The 15,009-nt window shown below is 64.3% G+C and carries 12 protein-coding genes; 11 read left to right on the top strand and 1 reads right to left on the bottom strand.

Annotated elements, in window-relative coordinates; genetic code table 11:
• Nucleotides 1–4: 4 nt before the first annotated feature.
• The 11 genes from smc to trmD all read left to right on the top strand — a co-directional run bounded on the left by smc (nucleotide 5) and on the right by trmD (nucleotide 14,414).
• A complete protein-coding gene (gene smc / locus H7C86_RS03410) occupies nucleotides 5–3,592 on the top strand; it encodes a chromosome segregation protein SMC (RefSeq protein WP_182261099.1) in 3,588 nt (1,195 codons plus the stop codon).
• 42 nt (nucleotides 3,593–3,634) lie between these two features.
• Nucleotides 3,635–5,017: a signal recognition particle-docking protein FtsY gene (ftsY, locus tag H7C86_RS03405; RefSeq protein WP_182261098.1), complete on the top strand. Its 1,383-nt coding sequence runs from the start codon at nucleotides 3,635–3,637 to the stop codon at nucleotides 5,015–5,017.
• Nucleotides 5,018–5,263: 246 nt separating this feature from the next.
• Nucleotides 5,264–6,523, top strand: coding sequence for an ammonium transporter (locus H7C86_RS03400; protein ID WP_051636583.1), 1,260 nt, complete (start codon nucleotides 5,264–5,266; stop codon nucleotides 6,521–6,523).
• Nucleotides 6,524–6,579: 56 nt separating this feature from the next.
• On the top strand, nucleotides 6,580–6,918 hold the full coding sequence (locus H7C86_RS03395; RefSeq protein ID WP_003942772.1) for a P-II family nitrogen regulator: 339 nt from the start codon (nucleotides 6,580–6,582) through the stop codon (nucleotides 6,916–6,918).
• Entirely contained in the window at nucleotides 6,908–9,415 is a 2,508-nt protein-coding gene (locus tag H7C86_RS03390) for a [protein-PII] uridylyltransferase (RefSeq protein WP_070796281.1), read from the top strand. The genes H7C86_RS03395 and H7C86_RS03390 overlap by 11 nt, the downstream gene beginning before the upstream one ends.
• Nucleotides 9,416–9,530: 115 nt before the next feature.
• On the top strand, nucleotides 9,531–11,108 hold the full coding sequence (ffh, locus tag H7C86_RS03385) for a signal recognition particle protein (RefSeq protein ID WP_003942713.1): 1,578 nt from the start codon (nucleotides 9,531–9,533) through the stop codon (nucleotides 11,106–11,108).
• Nucleotides 11,109–11,111: 3 nt separating this feature from the next.
• A complete protein-coding gene (locus H7C86_RS03380) occupies nucleotides 11,112–12,194 on the top strand; it encodes an amidohydrolase family protein (RefSeq protein WP_060938667.1) in 1,083 nt (360 codons plus the stop codon).
• 209 nt (nucleotides 12,195–12,403) lie between these two features.
• Nucleotides 12,404–12,874 (top strand): 30S ribosomal protein S16, encoded by a 471-nt coding sequence (gene rpsP, locus H7C86_RS03375; protein WP_003942818.1) that lies wholly within the window; start codon nucleotides 12,404–12,406, stop codon nucleotides 12,872–12,874.
• Nucleotides 12,871–13,113 (top strand): RNA-binding protein, encoded by a 243-nt coding sequence (locus H7C86_RS03370; RefSeq protein WP_003939023.1) that lies wholly within the window; start codon nucleotides 12,871–12,873, stop codon nucleotides 13,111–13,113. The genes rpsP and H7C86_RS03370 overlap by 4 nt, the downstream gene beginning before the upstream one ends.
• Nucleotides 13,114–13,127: 14 nt before the next feature.
• A complete protein-coding gene (rimM, locus tag H7C86_RS03365) occupies nucleotides 13,128–13,700 on the top strand; it encodes a ribosome maturation factor RimM (protein WP_020969330.1) in 573 nt (190 codons plus the stop codon).
• Nucleotides 13,701–13,709: 9 nt separating this feature from the next.
• The gene (gene trmD, locus H7C86_RS03360) at nucleotides 13,710–14,414 is read left to right on the top strand and encodes a tRNA (guanosine(37)-N1)-methyltransferase TrmD (protein ID WP_182261097.1); all 705 of its coding nucleotides are present in this window, start codon (nucleotides 13,710–13,712) and stop codon (nucleotides 14,412–14,414) included.
• On the opposite strand, the gene H7C86_RS03355 is transcribed toward trmD, so the two are convergent.
• Nucleotides 14,411–14,986, bottom strand: a complete 576-nt coding sequence (locus H7C86_RS03355) for a dihydrofolate reductase family protein (RefSeq protein WP_182261096.1) — start codon at nucleotides 14,984–14,986, stop codon at nucleotides 14,411–14,413. The two genes, trmD and H7C86_RS03355, sit on opposite strands and share 4 nt — an antisense overlap.
• Between the last annotated feature and the right edge of the window lie 23 nt (nucleotides 14,987–15,009).

Genomic DNA, 15,009 nt, shown 5'->3' with positions numbered 1-15,009 from the left:
CCCCATGCACCTCAAGAGTCTGACACTCAAGGGATTCAAATCCTTTGCGTCGGCAACGACTCTTCGGTTCGAGCCGGGGATCACCTGTGTCGTCGGGCCGAACGGCTCGGGTAAATCCAACGTCGTCGATGCGTTGACCTGGGTGATGGGCGAGCAGGGCGCCAAGGCTCTGCGCGGCGGCAAGATGGAAGACGTCATCTTTGCCGGCACCTCCGGCCGCGCACCGCTGGGCCGCGCCGAGGTGACCTTGACCATCGACAACGCCGACGGCGCGCTCCCGATCGAGTACTCCGAGGTGTCGATCACGCGCCGGATGTTCCGCGACGGCGCGGGGGAGTACGAGATCAACGGCTCGTCCTGCCGTCTGATGGACGTCCAGGAACTGCTCAGCGACTCCGGTATCGGCCGCGAAATGCATGTCATCGTCGGGCAGGGACGGCTCGCCGCGATCCTCGAATCCCGCCCCGAGGATCGACGCGCCTTCATCGAAGAAGCCGCGGGAGTCCTCAAACATCGCCGCCGCAAGGAAAAAGCGGTACGCAAGCTCGATTCCATGCAGGCCAATCTCGCTCGACTCAGTGACCTCACCGCGGAACTGCGTCGGCAACTCAAACCGCTGGGACGCCAGGCCGAGGTTGCTCGGCGAGCACAGACGGTCCAGGCCGACCTGCGTGATGCCAAGATGCGGCTGGCCGCTGACGACCTGGTGACCCGTCGAACCCAACTGAACGACCAGGCGCAGGACGAGAAAGCCGCCCGCGAACAGCACAACGAGGTGGCGTCCGCGCTCGACGAGGCCAACCTCGAACTCGGGCGCCAGGAGCAAGCTCTCGCTCGTCTGACTCCGGGATCGGAAGCGGCTGCGCAGAGTTGGTTCCAGCTGTCCGCGCTTGCCGAACGAGTCAACGCCACCGTGCGCATCGCCCGCGAGCGTGCACGACATCTCGACTCCGAACCCGTCGGCAATCGCGGCCAGGACCCGGACGAGATGGAAGCGCGCGCCGAACGTCTTGCGGCCGAGGAGGCCGAACTCCTCGAAGGCGTCGAAATCGCGCGAGCGGCGTCGGAAGCTGCTCGGGACCAGCTGGCAGCCACCGAAGATGCTGCAGCAGAAGCGGAACGGGCGCACATGGCGGAAGTTCGTGCCGTCGCCGACCGCCGTGAAGGTCTTGCTCGACTCTCCGGTCAGGTCGACACTCTGCGTACCCGCGTCGAATCCGTCGACGCGGAAGTTTCCCGACTGACCGAGGCCATCGACGAGGCTCGTCTGCGTGGGGATGCCGCACAAGCCGAGTTCGACACGGTGCAGGAAAGCATCGGGGACCTCGACGCCGGTGAAGTGGGCCTCGACACCAATCATGAACGCGCCGTCGAAGCTCTCGAGATGATCGACGCACGTGTCGAAGAACTTCGCGAGGAAGAAAAGACGAGCGGGCAACGTATAGCTTCGCTCCGTGCGCGCGTCGAGGCACTGTCGATGGGCTTGCAGCGCAAGGACGGTGGCGGCTGGCTGCTCGAACACCGGCGCGACGACGGCATCACCTCGCTGGTCGGATTGATTCACGTCGAACCCGGCTACGAAGCTGCGATCGCTGCCGCGATGGGGCCGGCGGCGGACGCCGTCGTGGCGCAGTCGCTGGACTCGGCTCGCTCCGCTGTTGCAGCGCTGGCCGATCAGGACGGTGGGCGTGCCTCGCTGATCGTGAGCGGTGAACCGGTGATCAAACGCGAGGCCGAGATCGCACCGGGCAGTCGTCCTGCCGTCGACGTCATCGACTGCCCTGATGAGTTGCGTGCGGGGTTGACCGCAATACTCGATGGCGTTGTCCTGGTCGAGACTCTCGAGGACGCGATTCGAGTTGTTGCTGACCACAAGGGAATTCGTGCAGTGACGCGTTCCGGCGATCTGCACGGTTCGGGGTGGATGATCGGTGGCTCGGATCGGCAACCCAGCACGCTGGAGGTACAGGCGGCGATCGACGCGTCAGCAGCGGAACTGGCGGCAACGGAGAGCCGATCCGAGGAACTCGACGCGGCGCTGTCCGGCGCTATGGCCGAACAGGCCGCTCGACGCGAGACCGCGGAGCAGACTTTGGCGGCGCTCAACGAGTCGGACGCCGCCATGTCCGCCATTTACGAGCAGTTGGGCAGATTGGGGCAGGCAGCACGAGTCGCCCACGCGGAATCCGAGCGGTTGACCGCCCAGCGAGTGCGTGCCGAGGAGGGCCGCGGTGAGTCGCTGACAAAGCTGGCGGACCTGGAAGAACGTCTGCGTGTGGCCGAAACCGACGGCAGTGCACCGGGACACGGTGCGGAATCGACCGCTGCCGATCGCGAAATGGCCGCAGCAGCGCTGGCCGAAGTGCGCATAGTCGAAATGGATGCTCGCCTTGCCGTGCGCACCGCCGAAGAACGTGCGGAATCCGTACGCGGAAAGGCTGATTCGCTTCGCCGCGCCGCTGCTGCCGAACGAGAGGCACGAATTCGCGCCGAGCGGGCTCTGCGCGCCAGAGCGCACGCTGCGGAAGTTGCAGCTGCCGTCGCCGAGTCGGGACAGCGCGTGGCGGCCGAACTCGAGGCCGTCGTCGCCGCGGCTCTTGCTCACCGCGACGAGTTGGCTCGGGCCCGCTCCGAGTGCACGGCCAAGCTGGATCAGGTCCGCGAGATCGTCCGGGCACTGACCGGACAGCTCGCTTCACTCACCGACGCCGTCCATCGCGACGAGGTTGCGAAGGCTCAGGCGGCGCTGCGCATCGAACAACTCGAGGAGTCGATCCTCGATCAGTACGGTATCGGCCTCGATGATCTGATCGCCGAGTACGGACCCGACGTCGAACTGCCGCCGACCGCTCTCGAAATCGAGGAGTACGAGCAGGCCAAGGAGCGCGGCGAGCAGGTAACCGCCCCCGCTCCGCTTCCGTACGATCGTGCGACTCAGGAACGGCGCGCGAAGCGGGCGGAGAAAGACCTCGCCACCCTCGGCAAGGTCAATCCGCTGGCGCTCGAGGAATTCGCAGCTCTCGAGGAGCGGTATACCTTCCTCTCCACTCAGCTCGAAGACGTCAAGACCGCACGCAAGGACCTTCTTGCTGTGGTCGCAGACGTGGACGCACGAATTCTGCAGGTGTTCACCGAGGCCTATGCCGACGTCGAGCGTGAGTTCGTGGGCGTGTTCGAGAAATTGTTCCCCGGGGGAGAAGGACGACTGGTTCTCACCGATCCGTCGGACATGCTGACCACAGGCATCGAAGTCGAGGCGCGTCCGCCCGGTAAGAAGGTCAAGCGGTTGTCGTTGCTGTCGGGCGGCGAGAAGTCCTTGACCGCGGTGGCCATGCTGGTCGCGATCTTCCGGGCACGCCCGTCCCCGTTCTACGTGATGGACGAGGTCGAGGCGGCGTTGGACGACACCAACCTGCGGCGGCTGATCGGACTCTTCGAACAATTGCGGGAGAAGTCGCAGTTGATCGTGATCACTCACCAGAAACCGACGATGGAAATCGCCGACGCGTTGTACGGAGTCAGCATGCGCGGCGACGGCATCACCACCGTGATTTCGCAGCGACTTCGCGGTCAAGACATGGCCTCGACGTAAGCCCTGCTCACTTTCCGGGTCGGAGCCTGAAACAATGGGCCGGTGACTACCCAGGCTTGGATCATCATCGCGGCTGTAGCGGCCGTACTACTCGTCGTTCTCGTTGCCGGATTCCTGCGCTACCGCAAGGGGCAGGTGTCGCTGAAGGCGCCCGAGACGAAGCCGGAGCTCGGCACCCCCGAGAAGGACAAGTCAGGCGGCTACAAGGCCGGCGGCGGGTTCAACTTCAGTCAAGGCTCGACGGCAACGGCGCCACCTCCGGTGGTTCCGACGCCGCCGGTCGCGGAGAAGCCGCCTGTCGTCGAAAAACCTGTTGTCGAGGAGCCGGTTGTCGAAGAGCCGGTAATCGAAAAGCCGGTCGTAGAAGAACCACCAGTAGCAGAACCTGTTGTCGAAGAACCTGTCGTTCCCGAACCTGCAGTCGTACCCGAGCCCGTCGTAGTTCCCGAGCCCGTTGTAGTTCCTGAACCCGTCGAGCCTGCACCGCTCGTGTTGGACGAGATCGACCCGACCGAAGGCCGGCTGGACCGACTGCGCGGGCGCCTCTCCCGCTCGCAGTCAGCGGTCGGCAAGAGCTTGCTCGGCCTACTCGGTGGCGGCGATCTGGACGAGGACTCGTGGGAAGAAGTCGAGGACACCCTTCTCATCGCAGACCTCGGCTCCGCGACCACGGAAAAGGTTGTCACGAAGCTTCGTGAGCAGATGGCGGCCCGCAGCGTCCGGACCGAGGCTGCCGCCCGCGCCCTTCTGCGCGAGGTGTTGATCGCCGAACTGCGTCCCGAACTGGACCGCTCCATCCGCGCATTGCCGCATGATGATCACCCGGCTGTTCTGCTCGTCGTCGGCGTCAACGGGACCGGCAAGACAACGACCACCGGCAAGCTGGCTCGCGTGCTCGTCGCCGACGGTCGTCGCGTCGTGCTCGGTGCCGCGGACACGTTCCGCGCGGCCGCCGCCGATCAGCTCCAGACGTGGGCCGAGCGTGTCGGCGCTGAAGTTGTTCGTGGCAAGGAGGGTGGCGATCCCGCTGCGATTGCCTTCGACGCGGTCTCACGGGGCATCGCGGACGGCGTGGACGTGGTCCTCATCGACACCGCCGGCCGCCTGCACACCAAGACCGGCCTGATGGACGAGCTCGGCAAGGTCAAGCGGGTCATCGAGAAGAAGGCGTCGGTCGACGACGTTCTGCTGGTTCTCGATGCGACGGTCGGCCAGAACGGACTGGCACAGGCTCGAGTGTTCGCGGAGGTCGTGGACATCACCGGCGTCGTACTGACCAAGCTGGACGGAACCGCCAAGGGCGGAATCGTCTTCCAGGTTCAGCATGAACTGGGTGTGCCGGTGAAGTTGGTCGGTCTCGGTGAAGGTGCCGACGACCTGGCGCCCTTCGAGCCGGGTGCGTTCGTCGACGCCCTCCTGGGCTGACGCCCCGTGCGCCTTTTTGGTAGCGCGAACTACCGAAAAGGCGCACAGGGTCGGTAGAACCCCCTGGCGAAACCTGTTTGCAACAAAGTTGGGCAATTGGTTCACGTCTGCGAAACGCGACAGCGCCATGGACGAAACACCAGCCCAGCACTCTTCTCCTTAACGACGTGCTGCCCGGCACGTGCGACTAGGAGGTAGTAAGTGAGTACCGACGATTTGTTGGCGAACTCCGGTAACGCCGCATGGATGCTGATGGCTGCATCTCTGGTCTTGCTGATGACACCCGGCCTCGCTTTCTTCTACGGCGGGATGTCTCGGTCCAAGTCCGTCCTGAACATGATGATGATGTCCTTCGGGGCCATGGCCGTCATCGGCGTCATCTACGTTCTGTGGGGATGGTCGATGTCCTACGGCACCGAGAACATCGGGGGCATTTTTGCCAACCCGTTCGAGTTCTTCGGCCTCAAGAACAGCATCACCGATGCTGACGGCAACTTCATCGCCGGCGCGTGGGGCTACCCCAACGTCATCGACATCGCGTTCCAGGTGACATTCGCGATCATCACCACCGCCCTTATCAGTGGTGCCCTGGCCGAGCGGGTCAAGTTCGGCACCTGGCTGCTGTTCTCGGGTATCTGGGTCACCGTCGTCTACTTCCCCCTCGCACACATGGTGTGGGGCGGCGGACTCCTCTCGGGCTCCGAGGACGGCATCGCGGCAAAGCTCTTCGGCACCACGGTCAACGAAGACGGAGTCACCGTCGCCAACGTCGCTCCGATCGACTTCGCCGGTGGCACAGTCGTTCACATCAACGCGGGTATGGCCGGTCTGGTCCTCGCCCTCATCGTCGGCAAGCGTCTCGGCTTCGGCAAGACCGCCTTCCGTCCGCACAACCTGCCCTTCGTGATGCTCGGCGCAGCACTTCTCTGGTTCGGTTGGTTCGGCTTCAACGCCGGCTCGGCATTCGCCGCCGACGGTAACGCCGGTCTCGCCTGGGTCAACACGACCACCGCGACGTGTGCCGCAGTCCTGGCCTGGCTCGCCACCGAGCGTATTCGTGACGGTCACGCCACCAGCCTCGGCGCAGCTTCCGGTGCGGTCGCCGGTCTGGTCGCCATCACCCCTGCTGCCGGTGCGCTCAACCCGGTCGGTTCCATCTTCCTCGGCGCCGTAGCCGGCATCCTGTCCGCTCTCGCAGTCGGCCTGAAGTTCCGCTTCGGCTTCGACGACTCGCTCGACGTCGTCGGTGTGCACCTTGTCTCCGGCCTGTGGGGCACGATCGGTATCGGATTCTTCGGCACCGCAACCGGCCTCTTCTACGGCGGCGACTACAAGCAACTGGTGGTTCAGATCGTGATCGCACTCGCAGCACTCGTCTTCACCGGCGTTCTGACGACGATCATCGGCTTCGCACTCAAGCCCCTGGGCTGGCGAATCTCGGCCGAGGACGAGGCACGCGGCATCGATGAGACCGAACACGCAGAGACCGCATACGACCTCGCGTGATCAGCACGTGATTAAAGTGAATTCAGGCACTTCAGAGTTTGGAAAGGGATGAGCACATGAAGCTGATCACAGCAATCGTCAAGCCGTTCACGCTCGAGGACGTCAAGACCGGACTCGAGCAGGCCGGAGTGCTGGGTATGACAGTCAGCGAAGTTCAGGGCTACGGCCGACAGAAGGGTCACACCGAGGTGTACCGAGGCGCGGAGTACTCCGTGGACTTCGTACCCAAGGTCCGGGTCGAGGTCGTCGTCGACGACGCGGCCGTGGACAAGGTGGTCGAGGTGATCGTCGAGGCCGCTCGCACCGGCAAGATCGGTGACGGCAAGGTGTGGGTCTCGCCAGTCGAGTCGGTCATCCGGGTTCGCACCGGGGAACGCGGTGGCGATGCACTCTGACCCGAAAGGGTCCGAGAACCTCGGCCCTGGTTCCGTCGCGAAAGCGACGGGGCCAGGGCCGGTCTCGTCAGGGGGATCCGACGAAGCTGCGGACCTGGCCCGCGCACGCAAGGCCCTACTCACCGGAGGCGTCAAGAACAGGAGGCTCGACGCCCCTTCTCTGCGACATGCACTGGTCGATCTGCACGAGTTCTGGTTGACCACCAAGGGGACCGAACTGGGCATCAAACCGGATTGTGGGTTTGCCATCGTCGCCGTGGGTGGTCTTGGCCGACGCGAACTGTTGCCGTATTCCGATCTCGATCTGATTCTGCTGCACGACGACATGGACCCAGCAGTCGTGGCCCAGGTTGCGGACAGCCTGTGGTACCCGCTGTGGGACGCGCACATCAAACTCGACCACAGCGTGCGGACGCTTCCGCAGGCGCTTCAGGTTGCGGCCACCGACATGACGGCGGCACTCGGAATGCTCGAAGCACGCCACATTGCCGGCGATGTGGAGCTGAGCAACCTGTTGATCAGTGGTGTCCGTCGACAGTGGCGCATGGACATCCGCAGCCGATTCGACGAATTGATCACCCAGACCCGTACGAGGTGGGAGCGCAGCGGCGAGATCGCCCATCGCGCCGAACCGGATCTCAAGAGCGGCCGTGGCGGGCTGCGTGACGTCCAACTGCTCAACGCCCTGTCCATCGCGCAATTGACCGACGGGATGCCAGGGCTGGGACCCAACTCGCCCGGCGGCGGTCTGGCACTCGCGCACAGGCGGTTGCTCGACGTGCGCACCGAACTTCACCGCGTTGCCGGTCGCGCCCGCGATCAACTGCGAGCGCAGGACGCCGACGAAATCGGTGCGGCGCTGCGGATCGGTGATCGATTCGATCTGGCCCGCCTTCTCAGTGAATCGGCGCGCACCATCAGCTATTCGGTGGACGTCGGTATCCGTACCGCCGGAAACTCCTTGCCCCGGCGTGGTTTGTCGCGGCTGCGTCGCGCGCCGGTGCGGCGACCACTGGACGAGGGCGTCGTCGAGCATGCCGGCGAAGTTGTCCTGGCGCGCGATGCGAGGCCGAAGAAGGATCCCGGTCTGGTGATGCGGGTCGCGGCAGCGGCGGCCACCAACGGCATGCCGATCTCCGCGTCGACGCTCAATCGACTGGCCGACAATGCCCCGGAACTGCGTGAGCCGTGGCCGAAAAATGCGGTCAACGATCTCTTGGTCGTGCTCGGTTCGGGATCGCGTGCCGTTCCGGTGATCGAGGCGATGGACCGGACCGGGCTCTGGGGTCGCCTCCTGCCGGAGTGGGGGACCATTCGCGATCTTCCGCCGCGCGACGCCGTCCATACGTGGACGGTGGATCGCCACCTGGTCGAAACCGCCGCGTATGCAAGCGGATTCACCACTCGCGTCGCTCGGCCGGATCTGCTCATGCTCGGTGCGCTGATCCACGACATCGGGAAGGGGCGAGGGGGAGACCACAGCGTCGTCGGTGCCGAATTGGCCACCGCGATCGGAAATCGCTTGGGACTCTGGCCTTCCGACGTCGCGACGTTGACGGCGATGGTGCGCTATCACTTGCTGCTGCCGGAAACCGCGACTCGTCGCGACCTCGACGATCCGGCAACGGTGCAGCGAGTGGTCGACGCACTCGAAGGGGACGGGACGCTTCTCGATCTCCTGCATTCGTTGGCGGAGGCGGATTCGTTGGCCACCGGTCCTGGCGTCTGGGGCGACTGGAAGTCGTCTCTGATCGGTGAGCTCGTGCGTCGTTGCCGTTTGTTGATGGCGGGGGAGGAACTCCCACAACCCGACCCACTCGCTCCCGAGCAGTTGGCCATTGCCGAGGAGGGCGGGGTTCACGTCTCGCTCGTACCGGCCGAGAATCCGCACACCTACGTCGTGACCGTCATCGCGCCCGACGCGCCCGGGCTGCTGTCTCGGGCTGCCGGCGTTCTGGCGCTGCAGTCGTTGCGGGTGCATTCCGCTTCGCTGGGGTCGCATGCGGGTTCGGCGGTCAATTCGTTTGTCGTCACACCGAGGTTCGGCACACCGCCGCAGGCGGTGCTGCTCAGGCAGGAATTGATCCGCGCTTCGGCCGGTGAACTGAATCTGCTCGAACTTCTCGACGCCAAGGACGAGGAGGCACGGGCAGAGCAGTGGGACGACCCGATCCAGACAAACAAGGATTCGGCGGTTCCGGTGCTCTATTCGCAGGCACCGCCGCGGGTCATCTGGTTCGACGCGCCCGGTGACGGTCACGCGATCCTCGAATTGCGTACCGAAGACCGCGTCGGCCTGCTTTGCCGACTGGCCGCAGCACTCGAACACAGTGGTGCCGACATCCGGTGGGCGAAGGTCGCCACGTTGGGTTCCTCGGTGGTCGACGCGTTCTGCCTCGACTTCGGTGAGGCCGATACCCGCGCGGCGCGAGAGCGCGTCGAGGAGGCGGTGCTGGCGGTGGTTCCGGTGCCACAACCGAAGAAGAAAGAGGATTGACGGACCGGTTTCGGCAGTTACGCCCGCATCGGCTGGGATCGGTGCGGGCGTAGCGGCTAGGCTGGTGCCCGAGAATATCCACGGCTAACTCGCACGACCTTCAGGAGCGCACTCGGTGTTCGAATCCCTTTCCGACAGATTGACCGGATCTCTCAAGGATCTGCGTGGCAAGGGTCGTCTGTCCGGCGCCGACATCGACGCTACGGCCCGCGAGATCCGCCTTGCCCTGCTCGAGGCCGACGTCGCGCTTCCCGTAGTGCGCAGCTTCATCGCCAAGATCAAGGAACGCGCCAAGGGCGCCGAGGTCTCGGGTGCACTGAACCCGGCTCAGCAGGTCGTCAAGATCGTCAACGAAGAGCTGGTCGAGGTTCTCGGCGGCGAAACTCGTCGACTCCAGTTCGCCAAGACTCCGCCGACGGTCATCATGTTGGCCGGTCTGCAGGGTTCCGGTAAGACCACGCTGGCCGGAAAGTTGGCCAAGTGGCTCAAGGACCAGGGGCACACGCCCCTCCTCGTTGCCTGCGACCTTCAGCGTCCCGGCGCCGTCACTCAGCTTCAGATCGTCGGTGAGCGTGCGGGCGCGGCAGTCTTCGCGCCGCACCCCGGTACCTCCATCGGCGGTGGCGAGAACGCCCTCGGCGTTTCCGCAGCCGACCCCGTCGAGGTCGCCCGCGCCGGCGTCGAAGAAGCACGCAACAAGCATTACGACGTCGTGATCGTCGACACCGCCGGTCGCCTCGGTATCGACTCGGAGCTGATGGCGCAGGCCGCCGGTATCCGTGACGCCGTCAACCCGGACGAGACCATCTTCGTCCTCGACGCCATGATCGGTCAGGACGCGGTCAGTACCGCCGACGCGTTCCGTGAAGGAGTCGGCATCACCGGTGTCGTCCTCACCAAGCTCGACGGCGACGCCCGCGGTGGTGCCGCACTGAGCGTCCGCGAGGTCACCGGCCAGCCGATCCTCTTCGCGTCCACCGGCGAGAAGCTCGAAGACTTCGACGTCTTCCACCCCGATCGCATGGCCAGCCGGATCCTCGGTATGGGCGACGTCCTGAGCCTCATCGAGCAGGCCGAGCAGGTTTTCGACGCCGATCAGGCCGAAGCGACCGCAGCGAAGATCGGTTCCGGTCAGCTCACCCTCGAAGACTTCCTCGATCAGATGATGGCCGTCCGCAAGATGGGCCCGATCGGCAACCTCCTCGGCATGCTGCCGGGTGCCGGCGGCATGAAGGACGCGCTGGCCAACGTCGACGAGAAGCAACTCGATCGCATTCAGGCCATCATCCGCGGTATGACACCGGCCGAGCGCGACGATCCGAAGATCATCAACGCCTCACGCCGACTGCGCATCGCGAACGGTTCGGGCGTCAAGGTTTCCGACGTCAACCAGTTGGTGGATCGCTTCTTCGAAGCCCGCAAGATGATGGCTGCCATGGCCGGCCGTATGGGCATGCCCGGCGCGCGTAAGCAGGTTCGCAGCAAGAAGGGCAAGAAGGGCAAGAAGGGCGGCAAGGGCCCGACGCAGCCCAAGATGCGCGGAGGATTCCCCGGCATGGGCGGATTCCCGGGTATGCCCGGCGGAATGCCGGCCGGGATGCCCGACCTGTCGAACATGCCCAAGGGTCTCGATCAGTTGCCGCCCGGACTGGAAGGCATCGATCTTTCCCAGCTCAAGCTGCCCAAGAAGTAGTCGGTGGCTGCGCTTCATCTGCGGGGTATCGGTCTGCCCGATGCCGAGCCGATCGAATTGTGGATCGTCGACGGGCTGATTTCCTTCGAGCCGGTGTCCGGTGCGGAGACGATCGTCGAATCGGGTTGGATCACACCGGGTCTCGTGGATGCGCATTGTCACGTCGGTATCCGCTACGGCGGTGGCGGCGGCGAAACCGTCGACGGCTTGCTGGAGCAGGCGAAGACCGAACGTGACGCGGGCGTGCTGTTGCTCCGCGACGCCGGATCACCGGTCGACACCAGGTTCATCGACGAGCGCCTCGATTTGCCGCGGATCATTCGCGCAGGTCAGCACATCGCGGCACCCAAGCGGTACATCCCGGGCTTGCCGGTCGACCTGGACGACGAATCTCAGTTGCCGGCCGAGGTAGTGCGTCAGGCACGCGCTGGTGACGGCTGGGTCAAGCTCGTCGGCGACTGGATCGATCGTTCCGTCGGCGATCTGGCTCCCTTGTGGAGCGACGAGATCCTGGTCGAGGCCATCGCTGCCGCCCACGCCGAAGGCGCAAAGGTCACCGCTCACGTTTTTGCCGAAGACGCTTTGCCCGGCCTGATCAACGCCGGTATCGACTGCATCGAGCACGGCACCGGATTGACGGACGCGACCATCGAGTCGATGGTCGCGCACGGCACGGCCCTGGTTCCGACGCTGATCAACATCGCTACTTTCCCCGAGATCGCGGACTCCGCCACGCGATATCCGATCTACGCGGCGCACATGCGCGATTTGCACGCTCGTCGGCACCAGACAATCGGTGCCGCTCACGAGGCCGGGATTCCGATCTATGCCGGAACGGATGCCGGCGGATCGATCAGACACGGGCGGATCGCCGACGAGATCGCCGAACTCGAAGTTGCCGGATTGACAGCTCACCAGGCGTTGGGCGCAGCCAGCTGGGATGCGCGGAGTTGGTTGGGTGCCCAGGGCATCGAAGAGGGAGCGCCCGCCGACCTGGTGGTTTATTCCGAAGATCCGCGCGGAAACCCCGATGTGCTCGCGAAGCCGATGCGTGTGATCCTCCGCGGCACCCCCGTGAGTGGTTAGGGAGTCCCTGCACTCTCGAAGCGCGCACAGGGTGGTTTCCGAACGAGCCCACCCATCTGGCACAATGGACCATTGTTCGTCGCAACCGGTTACGTACCGCTGCGACGGTCACAGGATAGAGGCAAAACCGGGCTCACAAATCGTGTGGGTCGCTGAATTGCACGTGACATGCGCAGCACTGTTGTGCGCGCTGAAGGAGAACTGCAGCTGTGGCTGTCAAAATCAAGCTCACCCGACTCGGCAAGATCCGCAACGCTCAGTACCGCGTTGTCATCGCCGACTCGCGCACCCGTCGTGACGGCCGTGCGATCGAGACCATCGGCAAGTACCACCCCAAGGAAGAGCCCTCGCTGATCGACATCGATTCCGAGCGTGCTCAGTACTGGCTGTCCGTGGGCGCACAGCCCACCGAGCCCGTCGAGGCACTCCTCAAGATCACCGGTGACTGGCAGAAGTTCAAGGGCCTGCCGGGCACCGAAGGCACCCTTCGCGTCAAGGAAGCCAAGCCCACCAAGCTCGAGCTCTTCCAGGCTGCGCTCGCGCAGGCCGAGAACGAGCCGGTTGCAGAAGCAATCACCCCCAAGAAGAAGAAGGCTGCAAAGGCTGACGAGGCCAAGGCAGAAGACACCGCGGCTGACGCCGAGGCTCCCGCTGCAGACGCCGAGGCTGCTGACAAGTGAGTGCCGTCGTCGCTGATGCGGTAGAGCATCTCGTGCGTGGCATCGTCGCCAATCCCGACGATGTGCGTGTCGAGCTGATCACCGGACGTCGGGGACGGACCGTCGAGGTGCACGTGCACCCCGACGATCTCGGCAAGGTCATAGGTCGGGGTGGTCGCACGGCGACCGCTCTGCGGACCTTGGTCTCCGGCATCGGTGGCCGCGGTATCCGTGTTGATGTCGTCGACACCGATCAGTAGACGGCAGTAAACAGGTGGAACTCGTAGTCGGTCGTGTCGCGAAGTCGCATGGCATCAAAGGTGAATTGGTAGTCGAGGTTCGTACAGACGAGCCCGAAGATCGTTTTGCCGTAGGTTCTGTGCTGCGTGGGCGCAAGCCGCGCGAGTCCACACTGAAGTCGTACACAGTGGAAGCCGCCCGGGATCATTCCGGGCGGCTTCTGCTGCGCCTCGAAGGCGTCAGTGACCGTGGCGACGCAGATGCGTTGCGCGGCACACTGTTTGTCATCGACAGTTCCGAACTCGAGCCTTCGGATGATCCGGACGAGTTCTACGATCACGAACTCGAAGGACTGAAGGTCGTCCTCACGGACGGTACCGAGGTCGGTTCGGTCATCGAGGTATTACATTCCGCCGCAGGCGAATTGCTTTCGATTCGTCGTACCGGCGAGACGTCCGGTGAATTGCTGATCCCGTTTGTCGCCGCCATCGTCACCTCGGTGTCGATTGCCGACGGCGTCGTGATGATCGAGCCTCCCGAGGGGCTGCTCGACCCGGACTTCGGCGACAAGTCGAACAGCGATAATTCGAACCCAGACAACGACTGATCGTTTGTCATGCGTCTCGACGTCGTCACCATCTTTCCCGAGTATCTCGAACCGCTTCGTGCTGCCTTGCTGGGCAAGGCAATCGAACGTGGCTTGATCTCGGTCGACGTCCACGATCTTCGGTCGTGGACCCATGACGTACACAAAGCCGTCGACGATTCCCCGTACGGCGGCGGGCCCGGCATGGTCATGAAACCCACCGTCTGGGGCCCGGCGCTCGACGACGTGATCGGTCGCTCCGATACTTCCGGCCCGGATGATGCCGAGACGATCCTGGTGGTGCCGACTCCCGCCGGCGTCCCGTTCACTCAGGCGACCGCACATCGCTGGGCCACCGCCAAGCACCTTGTCTTCGCCTGCGGCCGATACGAAGGTATCGACCAACGCGTCTTCGACGACGCCGCCAAGCGGGTTCGCGTCGAAGAAGTCAGTATCGGCGATTACGTTCTGATCGGCGGCGAAGCAGCCGTGCTGGTGATGGTCGAGGCTGTTGTGCGACTGATGCCCGGCGTTCTCGGCAATCAGCTGTCGCACCAAGAGGATTCGTTCTCCGACGGGCTCCTCGAAGGGCCCAGTTACACTCGCCCCGCCGTGTGGCGTGATCTCGAGGTTCCGCCTGTTCTGCTTTCCGGAGATCACGCGAAGATCAAAGCCTGGCGCCATGAGCAGTCGCTGCGGCGCACGGCCGAGCGTCGACCGGATCTACTTCCTTAGGTATTTCTCTTCAACCAGGTGATGCTTGCGCCGTCGTCGAGCGATTCGGTTGCAGTCGGTGTGAACAGTGTCGGCTCGAAGTTACCTCTGATCAGCGGTATGCCCGCGCCGGCGACAACCGGATACCTTTTGACGATCAACTCGTCGATCTCCGGTAGTAGTTCGCCGGCGAGAGTTCCGCCGCCGCACAGCCAGATATCTTGTCCTTCTTCCTCTTTGAGGGATCTGACGACCGCACGTGGATCGGTGCGAACGATGGTGACCGCGGGATCCTCGGCGTCAGGGAGGGTGCTGGAGACGACGAACTGGCGCAGGTGCGCAAAAGGGCTGGTCACGCCGAGGCTCAGCCCGGGCTCGTAAGAGCCGCGGCCCATGACGACCGTGTCGAAGGTTCTGTTGGGTGCGTCCTCGATTCCGAGAGCGGGCCGCACATGCGTTGGCACGGTCTCGGGATATCGATCGCATATCCAGACCGTGATCTGTTCGGAAACCGGGAAGAAATCGAATTCGCCGTCTGGTCCCGCGATGTAGCCGTCGAGGGAAGCTCCCACGTAGTACACAAGCTTTCGCATCAAACGCTCCGTTCGTAGTACTA

It is taken from the genome of Rhodococcus sp. UFZ-B548, from assembly GCF_903819475.1.
GTDB classification, from domain to species: domain Bacteria; phylum Actinomycetota; class Actinomycetes; order Mycobacteriales; family Mycobacteriaceae; genus Rhodococcus_F; species Rhodococcus_F erythropolis.
Note: the sequence above shows the minus strand (reverse complement) of the source record. Positions and strands in the feature narration are given on the sequence as shown.

Coding starts and splice junctions, on each gene's coding strand:
- smc (WP_182261099.1), top strand. CDS start 5: ATGCACCTCAAGAGTCTGACACTCAAGGGATTCAAATCCTTTGCGTCG.
- H7C86_RS03400 (WP_051636583.1), top strand. CDS start 5,264: ATGCTGATGGCTGCATCTCTGGTCTTGCTGATGACACCCGGCCTCGCT.
- trmD (WP_182261097.1), top strand. CDS start 13,710: ATGCGTCTCGACGTCGTCACCATCTTTCCCGAGTATCTCGAACCGCTT.
- H7C86_RS03390 (WP_070796281.1), top strand. CDS start 6,908: ATGCACTCTGACCCGAAAGGGTCCGAGAACCTCGGCCCTGGTTCCGTC.
- H7C86_RS03355 (WP_182261096.1), bottom strand. CDS start 14,986: ATGCGAAAGCTTGTGTACTACGTGGGAGCTTCCCTCGACGGCTACATC.
- H7C86_RS03395 (WP_003942772.1), top strand. CDS start 6,580: ATGAAGCTGATCACAGCAATCGTCAAGCCGTTCACGCTCGAGGACGTC.